The sequence below is a fragment of the Campylobacter sp. RM9328 genome (assembly GCF_012978615.1).
On the sequence record NZ_LIWF01000012.1, the window covers coordinates 60,299 to 67,861 of the forward strand.

The following is a 7,563-nucleotide window of genomic DNA, read 5'->3' on the forward strand; positions in this document are numbered from 1 at the left end:
CGCTCCTAAATTCGCCCTTTTAAAAGCGACATTATAGTATAAAAACGCTCGGAATATAAATTTTAATAATTAAGCTAATTTTAATTTTAGTGTTAGTTTTATGATAACTAACGAGGTTATAATTTCATAAATCCAAATTCAAAGGAGTCTATTATGAAAAAGTTAGGTTTATTCTCAAAGGCTGTTAAGCTCTTAGCTTGTGCGGCAATATTTGGTGCTATTAGCGCAAGCGCTTTTAGCGAGGGGGCGGATTACGTTAAATTAGAGCAACCTATTCCAAATGCGGATAAGACTTTTATTAAAGTATTTAGCTACGATTGTCCGTTCTGCTACAAATACGATAAAAGCGTAACTCCTAAAGTCGTGGAGCAACTAGGGGACGCGGCTAAATTTAGACCGTTTCACTTAAAAACTAAAGGTAAATACGGGACTTTGGCTAGCGAACTATTTGCCGTTTTGGTAGTAAAAGACGAGGCTAACGGAGTAAAGAACTCGTTTTCCGACGACTCTTTGTTTAAAAAAGCTAAGATGGCTTACTATAAAGCTTACCATGATAAAAAAGAGAGATGGAGCGACGGCAAGGATCCTGAAGCGTTCTTAAAAGTAGGACTTGATGCGACCGGACTAAGCAAGGCTGATTTTGAGGCTGCGTTAAAAGACGAAAAGGTGCAAAATTTACTAAAAGAGTGGAATGCAAGCTACGACGTGGCTAAAATTCAAGGCGTTCCGGCATTCGTAGTAAACGGTAAATATCTAATCTATACTGCAAAGATCACTTCGATAGACGGCATGGAGCAATTAGTAAAAGAGCTTTTAGCTAAATAAAGCCGGTTAGGATAAAAAATGAAGCTTATAGATAAATTAGCCGCTTGGCAAGATACGCGCTTTCCGTGGCTGCTTATGGCGTTTGCCGGCGCGTTTTTAGTAGTGCTGGCTCACTCGTTCTTTCAAGTCTATGTATATATGCCTCCTTGCGAGCAGTGCGTATATATAAGGTTTGCGTTTTTGTGCATGACGGCGGGCGGATTATTAGTAGCTATAAGTCCTAAAAACGTAGCTTTAAAAGTTATAGGCTACATACTTAGCTTTTGGGGCGCGATTCAAGGCATAATGTATAGCGTTAAGCTGGCTAAGATTCACGAAGCTGTGCATGGAGACGATCCTTTCGGAGTGCAAGGCTGCTCGACGGAACCTCATTATCCGTTTGGATTACCGCTTGAAAAGTGGGCTCCGGATTGGTTTATGCCTACCGGAGATTGCGGATACGATAATCCTATGGTTCCAGACGGCGTTACGTTAAGCTCTATGCAGCAATTTTTCGTAGATTTATATGCCGAGGGTTGGTATCTGATTCCTTCAAAGCATTTTATGTCTATGGCGGATTGCACGCTTATAGGGTTTGGCTTAACCTTTATCATACTACTTGGTATGGTCGCTAGTTGGTTAGTTGTTAAATTTAAAAAATAGAATTCATTTCAATAAAGGAGATATTATGAAAAAGGTACTTTCGTCGGCTCTTGTCGCAGGCTTATTAATCGGCGGTCTAAGCACTTGCGCTTTTGCCAAAGGCTCTAGCGGTCCTGTTAGCTACAAAGCGGTAGGAAATTTAGGTGCGGTAATGGTAAATCCATATAAAACTTCTCCATTAACAGCTGTTATTTCAAACGGCGGATATAGCGTAACGGATGCAAAAGTAACCGTTAAAGCTAAAGGCGAAAAAGGCGTAAATATTAGTTATGCGGTATCAAACGCCGATGTTCTTACTCACGGCGGTATTCCGGTTTGGGGACTATATCCAGACTTTCAAAATACGGTAGAAGTAAGCTATAAAAGAAACGGCAAAGAGATGAGCGAAAGCTATAAAATTTACGCTCCTGCCGTATTTATGAATAGCTCTGGAACCGGTCAGCCTACAGCCGTACCAAAAGCCGAAGTTATAAAAATGGACGCCAAATTTAAGGATAGAATTTATCTGTTAAATCACATCATCAGAGCAAGTATTCCAAATTCCGGTCAAGTAATCTGGAATATGCCAAACGGCGGTGCTATGGAATGGGATAATGAGCCATTTAACTGGGCGATAGATTCTAACGGGGATATAAGATGGTTTATGAAAGCTGATGAGATAAGAGATCCGGATAATATCTACCGCAAAGGCAATATGATGGGCTTTCAGCAAACAAAAGATGGACACATTATATTTGGAATGGGTCAAAGATATATAAAAATGGATATGATGGGTCGTATTATATTTGATAGACGTTTGCCACACGGATATATAGACTTTTCTCACCATATCGAAGAGACTCCAAAAGGCTATCTAATGAGAGTTGCAAGTGCGGATTATAAGAGAAAAGATGGTAAAAATGTCCGCTCTGTTCGTGATGTAATGATCGAGGTAGATGAAGATGGCAAAATCGTAGATGAGTGGAAGCTGATGGAAATTCTTGATCCTTATAGAGACGTGGTGCTAAAAGCTATGGATCAAGGTGCGGTATGCTTAAACGTAGATGCTTCAAAAGCAGGAACTACGGCAAGCCTTGAAGAGCTAGAGGATGATAAGGCGCCTTGGGGCGACGTAGTAGGCGTAGGCGCGGGTAGAAACTGGGCTCACGTAAATAGCGTAAATTACGATGCTAACGATGATAGTATTATTTTATCTATTAGACATCAAAATGCAGTTGTAAAAATTGGACGTGATAAAAAAGTAAAATGGATATTAGCTGCTCGTGCTGGTTGGAACAAAGAGCTAGCCTCTAAACTTTTAACTCCAGTCGATAAAAACGGTAAAAAGCTAGAGTGTGATGATAATGGTAGATGCGAAAATACAGATTTTGACTATTCTTGGACTTCGCATACAGCATATAAAATTCCTGAAAAAAGCGGTAAAAGCAAGTTAGCGCTTAGTGTATTTGATAACGGCGATGCAAGATATAATGAGCAACCGGCAATTCCAAGTATGAAATATAGCCGTGCTGTTGAGTATATTATAGATGAGAAAAATATGACTGTTCAGCAAGTGTGGGAGTATGGTAAAGATCGTGGCTTTGATTGGTATAGCCCTATAACTTCGGTTGTAGAGTATCAACCTGAGCGTGACTCTATGTTTATTTACTCTGCAACTGCTGGTCTAGGCAAACAGCTAAACAAAATGGGACCTCAAGAGCCTATTTTAAATGAGATTGCTTATGGTACACAAGATGTTAAGGTTGAGATTAAATTTAGTGGAATGGGTGGTACAGTAGGTTATCGCTCAATACCACTTGATCTAAATAAAGCCTTTAATAATAAAGGCAAATAAAACTACCAGCTTAGAGGTAGCCCTCTAAGCTGATTTTGTTCTACGTCTCACAACTTGCATTGCATTGCTTCTTAAAAGTATCTATAAAATAGAAAAAACAAGCGGCTACAAAAAATAATTTATTTTTTGAAAATTCCTCTAAAATTTTTTGATTAGGATCGGTGCGTTTTAATAATATTCGTTTTAAAATTATTAATGAGATTAGAACATTATAAATATATTTAATACAGCCACAGGAGCAAATAACGCTACAGAAATTAATTTAATCAAGTTTTTACAGTTTTAGTATTATATTGGTAGTTATAGAATAAATCTAAAAGGGGAATTTATGAAAAAAATACTTTCATCAGTGATGGCGGCAAGCTTTATTGTTACTTCGGCCTTTGCCATCGGAGGCGCTAGCGGCGCACACATCGACTATCCAGTCGTAGGCAAACTCGGCGAAGTAGTTGTAAATCCTTACGATACAGCTCCTCTTACGGCTGTTATCAAAAACGGCGGCTATACCATCAAAGACGCAAAAGTAACAGTTGTCCCAAAACCGGGTGGACAAGTGATAAGCTATAAAGTAGCCGACAAACATCTACGCACACACGGGGGAATTCCTGTATTTGGCATGTATCCGGACTACCAAAATACTATCGAAGTCGAATACACAAAAATTTATAAAGGTGCCGAAGAGAAGATAAAAGAAACGTATAAAATTTACGCTCCTGCCATATATCTTGAAAGCACAGGCATGCCAAATCAAAAAGGAGCACTTTTTGATAAGATCGAGGTCGTAAAACCTGCTTCTAAAAAATTTGAAAACAGACTTTACTACGTAAATAACTTTGTTAATAAAACAGGAAAAGGCACAAAAGTCGTATGGAACAACCCAGCAGGCGGCGCGATAGAGTGGAACTATAGCCCAAACAACTTTATTCTTGATACAAAAGGTGAGGTCAGATGGTATCTTGAGCCAAGTAAAATTTACGACCTAAAACAACCTTTTAACGCAGGCGTTATGATGGGCTTTAAACAAAATCCAGATGGAGCTATGACTTGGGGATACGGCCAACATTACGCCAAATACGATATCTTAGGGCGTGAAATTTTTAACCGCGAACTACCTGCTGGATACAACGACTTCTCTCACTCTATGGACGTCATGGATAACGGACACTATCTACTACGCGTTGCAAACGCAAACTACAAAAGGGCCGACGGTAGAAATGTCCGCACTGTTAGAGATGTGATAGTTGAGGTCGATCGCGACGGTAACGTAGTGGATGACTGGAGATTATATGAAATTTTAGATCCTTACAGAGATACTGTCCTAAAAGTGCTTGACCAAGGTGCAGTTTGTCTAAACATTGATGCTTCAAAAGCCGGTCATACAGCCTCAACAGATGAGCTAATGTCTATGGATAAAGAGGAAAAATGGGGTGACATCGTAGGATCAGGTCCGGGACGCAACTGGGCTCACGTAAACAGCGTAGATCATGATCCAACAGACGATAGCATCATAATAAGCTCACGCCACCAAAATGCCGTTATTAAAATCGGACGTGATAAAAAAGTCAAATGGATAATGGGCGGACACAAAGGCTGGAAAGAGCAATTTAAATCAGCCTTGCTTCAACCGGTAGATAAAAACGGCAACAAAATAGTCTGCGAAGACGACTACACAAAATGCCCGGGATATGAAAGCGACAAGGGTGGATTTGACTGGCAATACACACAGCACACAGCATTTAGAATAGACAGCAAGTCTAAAAAAGGTGTTGTTTACCTAACAGTATTTGACAACGGCGATAGTCGTGGCTTTGAGCAACCTGCGATCGCCGGCATGAAATACAGCAGGGCGGTGGTATTTAAAATAGACGAAAAAGCCAAAACAGTAGAGCAAGTATGGGAATACGGCAAAGAGCGAGGCTCAGAGTGGTATAGCTCGGTTACCAGCCTAACCCAGTATCAAGATGATCTTGATAGCGTATTTGCCTACTCTGCTGTTGCCGGTATGCAGTTTGATATAGCAACAGGTCGTCCGGTAGGTCAACCAAGCCCACATATCAACGAATTTGAATGGGGTGCAAAAGAGCCCTCTATTGAGATTAAGATGACAAACGCGATGGGATATCAAGCGTTTCCATTTAGCGTAGAAAAGGCATTTACAAAGTAATGCTTTTAGAATTTAAGCCTCAAAAATGAGGCTTAAATTTCATACAAATCCGCTTTAATGATTAAATAAAATATCCTCAAAAATAGTTGCGAGTTTAAAATGAATGGAATAATAGAATAAATTTTGGTGGAGTTAAGCGGGATCGAACCGCCGACCTCTTGAATGCCATTCAAGCGCTCTCCCAGCTGAGCTATAACCCCAAAATGTTTCGGTATTTTACACAAAACATTCTTACAAAATTTTGAAATTTTACAAAATTAAAGCAAAATCAAATAAATTTTTAAGCAAAGATTGGTTAAAATTGCTCCTTTTAAAACGCGGGAATAGCTCAGGGGTAGAGCATAACCTTGCCAAGGTTAGGGTCGCGAGTTCGAATCTCGTTTCCCGCTCCATTTTTTATTTGTTGCCCAGGTGGTGGAATGGTAGACACAAGGGACTTAAAATCCCTCGGATTTTTTTCCGTGCCGGTTCAAGTCCGGCTCTGGGCACCACTTTTGTTAGAGTTTTTGTATGGCGACATGGCCAAGTGGTAAGGCAGAAGCCTGCAAAGCTTTTACCCCCGGTTCGAATCCGGGTGTCGCCTCCAAGACTAAGGGATGTTCATGAGAATTTTATCTTTTGTTTTTGTTATTTTTGTATTTTTTACTGGTTGTTCAAATACATGGAGTGGCATAAAGGCTGATAGCTCAAACGCGGCTGAATGGACAAAAGAGAAGATAAATGATGGCGCTACTTATGTCAAGGAAAAAACAGAATAATTTATATCAAATTTTAAGCTAATTTTGATATAATCACAACTTATTTTTCGGGAGATGGCTGAGCGGTCGAAAGCGGCGGTCTTGAAAACCGTTGAGGTGTGAAAGCCTCCTGGGGTTCGAATCCCTATCTCCCGGCCACTTATTATTAAAAAATCCTCTTCAAATATCGTTTGTATCAGCATTAAGTCAACTTTCCATTTATATCAAATTTTGCTATTTTTGATGCAAATTTGCATATGCGGAATAGAAATAGCCCATTTGTTGAATAAATTGCATCTCTATACCATACGTTTTTTCGTGCTGATTTTAGGAGTTTGCCATGGCTTCTAAGATGATAATGAAAATAAAAGACAGATCGAGCTATTATTATTTTGATCAAGCTCTTAAAGATGGAAAACGGGTAACTATCAAGCACTCTCTTTTTACAGATGATGTTTATGAGGCTAAAGCTATCGCTATAAAAGTAAAATCAACAGTAGATAAAATTTCAACAACTCAAATGAGTGGTTACCAAGAGTCATACACTAGTTTTGAAAAATATATCAAATCCATTAAAAACAGCGCAGATATTGTCAAAGGCTATATAGACTATAAAGAGTATAGAGAGATATTTAAGCGAGTAGTGTCTGACTTCTATCGACCTATCTCTTTAAATAACGAGAAAAAAACCACTCAAGAGATCAAGATCGAACCAAGCATAAGTCCAAAAGATATCGCTAAGAAATTTATAAAAACAGAGTGTGTCAAACAAAAAAGCACTGAAAACACCAAAAACAAATACTTGCTAGCCGCTAGAGAGTTTGATAAATTCTCAAAGAATAAAAATCTATCCAAGATAAACTATGGTGATGCTGAGGACTATAGCAACTATCTTGTGGAGGCTAAAAATTTGCATATAAAGACTGCAAGATTCTATACAAATTTCATGATTTATCACAAGATAGTTATGCGCTTTCTGGGTATACTAATCCAAAAATTGTGGCTATTCATTGTTGGGTGAGGATGCTTTTTGTCTGATAAATCTGACAAAATATCTCACTAGTGGTGACCACTAAGACCCCACAAAGTACAACCCGTTAGCTTAAATTTATTCAAGTCTTATTTATATGTAAACCAATTATGCGATAGCTACTGACCCTGTATCTCCATAAAACACACAATAGTTCTTTGCCTTCATCTCTAGAATTAGTAGTCTGGTTTACTATATTGAAATTTTAATTTATAGCAGCTGCAACAATTAGTCGACAAATAGTTTAATTAATCCCATCTTGTGCATACTACATGATTTTTAAAAACTATACAATCATATTTTTGTATAAAAAGAATTTCGGAAACAAAAC

Annotated in this window: 6 protein-coding genes and 5 tRNA genes; 10 read left to right on the top strand and 1 reads right to left on the bottom strand. The window is 38.7% G+C overall.

Annotation, left to right across the window (positions count from 1 at the left end; all coding sequences use genetic code 11):
• Positions 1-153 precede the first annotated feature (153 nt).
• The 4 genes from CCAL9328_RS08540 to CCAL9328_RS08555 all read left to right on the top strand — a co-directional run bounded on the left by CCAL9328_RS08540 (position 154) and on the right by CCAL9328_RS08555 (position 5,465).
• On the top strand, positions 154-825 hold the full coding sequence (locus CCAL9328_RS08540) for a thiol:disulfide interchange protein DsbA/DsbL (RefSeq protein WP_170000441.1): 672 nt from the start codon (positions 154-156) through the stop codon (positions 823-825).
• An 18-nt stretch (positions 826-843) separates the two neighbouring features.
• Entirely contained in the window at positions 844-1,467 is a 624-nt protein-coding gene (dsbI, locus tag CCAL9328_RS08545) for a protein-disulfide oxidoreductase DsbI (protein ID WP_170000442.1), read from the top strand.
• 25 nt (positions 1,468-1,492) lie between these two features.
• Complete coding sequence (locus CCAL9328_RS08550; RefSeq protein WP_170000443.1) at positions 1,493-3,301, top strand: aryl-sulfate sulfotransferase; 1,809 nt, start codon at positions 1,493-1,495, stop codon at positions 3,299-3,301.
• A gap of 328 nt (positions 3,302-3,629) precedes the next feature.
• Complete coding sequence (locus tag CCAL9328_RS08555; RefSeq protein WP_170000444.1) at positions 3,630-5,465, top strand: aryl-sulfate sulfotransferase; 1,836 nt, start codon at positions 3,630-3,632, stop codon at positions 5,463-5,465.
• A 124-nt stretch (positions 5,466-5,589) separates the two neighbouring features.
• On the opposite strand, the gene CCAL9328_RS08560 is transcribed toward CCAL9328_RS08555, so the two are convergent.
• Positions 5,590-5,665: transfer RNA gene (locus CCAL9328_RS08560), tRNA-Ala, on the bottom strand.
• A 117-nt stretch (positions 5,666-5,782) separates the two neighbouring features.
• Between CCAL9328_RS08560 and CCAL9328_RS08565 the strand changes: the two genes are divergently transcribed.
• From CCAL9328_RS08565 to CCAL9328_RS08590, 6 genes are all read left to right on the top strand, one after another.
• Positions 5,783-5,857, top strand: a tRNA-Gly gene (locus CCAL9328_RS08565).
• A 13-nt stretch (positions 5,858-5,870) separates the two neighbouring features.
• Positions 5,871-5,956 (top strand) — tRNA-Leu (locus CCAL9328_RS08570).
• 21 nt (positions 5,957-5,977) lie between these two features.
• Positions 5,978-6,051, top strand: a tRNA-Cys gene (locus tag CCAL9328_RS08575).
• 16 nt (positions 6,052-6,067) lie between these two features.
• Positions 6,068-6,223 carry a hypothetical protein gene (locus CCAL9328_RS08580; protein WP_169938356.1) on the top strand — a complete coding sequence of 52 codons (156 nt, stop codon included), beginning with the start codon at positions 6,068-6,070 and terminating at the stop codon, positions 6,221-6,223.
• 48 nt (positions 6,224-6,271) lie between these two features.
• Positions 6,272-6,361: transfer RNA gene (locus tag CCAL9328_RS08585), tRNA-Ser, on the top strand.
• 181 nt (positions 6,362-6,542) lie between these two features.
• Complete coding sequence (locus CCAL9328_RS08590) at positions 6,543-7,223, top strand: hypothetical protein (RefSeq protein ID WP_170000445.1); 681 nt, start codon at positions 6,543-6,545, stop codon at positions 7,221-7,223.
• Positions 7,224-7,563: the final 340 nt, after the last annotated feature.